This window comes from Paenibacillus sp. sgz302191, from assembly GCF_057749925.1.
In genome coordinates, this window is sequence record NZ_JBYLHY010000078.1 from 1 (window position 1) to 1,648 (window position 1,648).

Annotated in this window: 1 protein-coding gene; it reads left to right on the plus strand. The window is 46.7% G+C overall.

Annotation, left to right across the window (positions count from 1 at the left end; translation table 11 throughout):
- The first annotated feature begins 273 nt into the window (after positions 1-273).
- Positions 274-1,506, plus strand: a complete 1,233-nt coding sequence (locus tag AC3G2T_RS38615) for an IS110 family RNA-guided transposase (RefSeq protein WP_488438803.1) — start codon at positions 274-276, stop codon at positions 1,504-1,506.
- Positions 1,507-1,648 lie beyond the last annotated feature (142 nt).

The window sequence follows — 1,648 nt, forward strand, 5'->3', positions numbered from 1 at the left end:
CCTGCAAAAACCCCATGACGTCGTGGACGTCACCCCACAGAATGAAAATAATTCAGGTCTACAGCTCCAGTTTCAAGCTTGAAAAGCGTAAGAACTGGAAACGATGAAACTAACAAACCAAAGGACGTAAGCACATTGGGGCTCGACCCTGTTGCAAAAACCGTTCTACTGCGTACCTCGAGCACTGCCCAATGCACCCCAAGTGCGCGTATAAAGTTTCAACGATCAGGTCGCATGGTTTGTGAGTATGGATGAAAGAAAGAAGGTAGACTCATGGATGCAGTAAGAGAATGCTGTGCGGGTTTAGATGTTCACCAAGAAGTCGTGGTAGCCTGTATCCTCTATGGGGATCTGGAGAGTAAACCGAAGACGATCATCAAAAGCTTCGGTACGACCACGAAAGAATTGTTTTGTTTACAAGATTGGCTGGCCTCCCACACATGTAGCGAAGTAGCGATGGAAAGCACAGGGGTATTATGGAAACCCATATGGAACATATTGGAGTCCACCTGCAACCTCGTATTGGCGAATGCGAAACGAATCAAGAACACCCCTGGGCGCAAGACAGACAAAAAAGACGCAGAGTGGATCGCGCAACTGCACCGGTGTGGCCTGATCGAACCTAGCGTCGTCTTACCCCAGCATATGCGGGATCTCCGGGATCTAACGCGATACCGTGTGCGGATGGTGGGAACGGTGACGCAAGAGAAAAATCGAATCCATAAGATTCTGCAGGACGCGAACATCAAGTTGACGACGTTTATGACGGATCTATTTGGTGTATCGGGGCGTTTGCTGCTTGAGAAATTGCTCAACGGAGAAGTGCTGGAGGCAGACGAAATACGTAGATTGGTCAAAACGAAGCTGAAAGCCAAGGTGCCGCAACTCATCGAGGCGATCAACGGAAATCTGAGAAAGCATCATCGAGAAATGATTCAGATGCATTGGGATCATTTGCATTTTGCGGAGGCGCAAATCGGGAAACTGGAGGCGGCAATTGATCGTCAACTGGAGCCGTACAGAACTGAAATCGAATGTCTGGATTCCATTCCGGGGATCGATTTCCATACGGCAGCAGCGATCTTTGCGGAGATGGGACCCGATGTAACCGAACGCTTTCCCACCGTGGAACAGTTTACCTCATGGGCAGGGGTAGCTCCCGGAAATCATGAAAGCGCGGGTCGGAAAAAGAACAAAAAATGTCTGGAAGGAAATAAGTATCTCAAACGAGCGTTAACCCAATCCGCATGGTCGAACAACAAGTCAAAAAATCGAATCGGGGATCACTACAGACGCATTCGAAAACGACGAGGGGAAAACAAAGCATGCGTAGCAACGGGCCATCTCCTGATTCGAATCATCTATGGGATCATGAAAGAAAAAACAGCATACAAAGAAATAGACATGCACACAGGCATGTCCCAAAAAAACACCGTTGATTTTTACTTGAAAAAACTACATGAGATGGGCTACATCGTTCAAGTAACGGAAAACGCAGCAGGTTAATTTTTTTTGAAGATAAAGCTAAAATTCGGGCAGTGGGCTTTTTTTTTGCTTTTTTAGAGATAAGTATGTCCAAACCCAGCCGTTTTCAAACGCGTTCTGCCATCATACGAGGCTAGAGTTACTTTTTATTTTCGTATAAAGT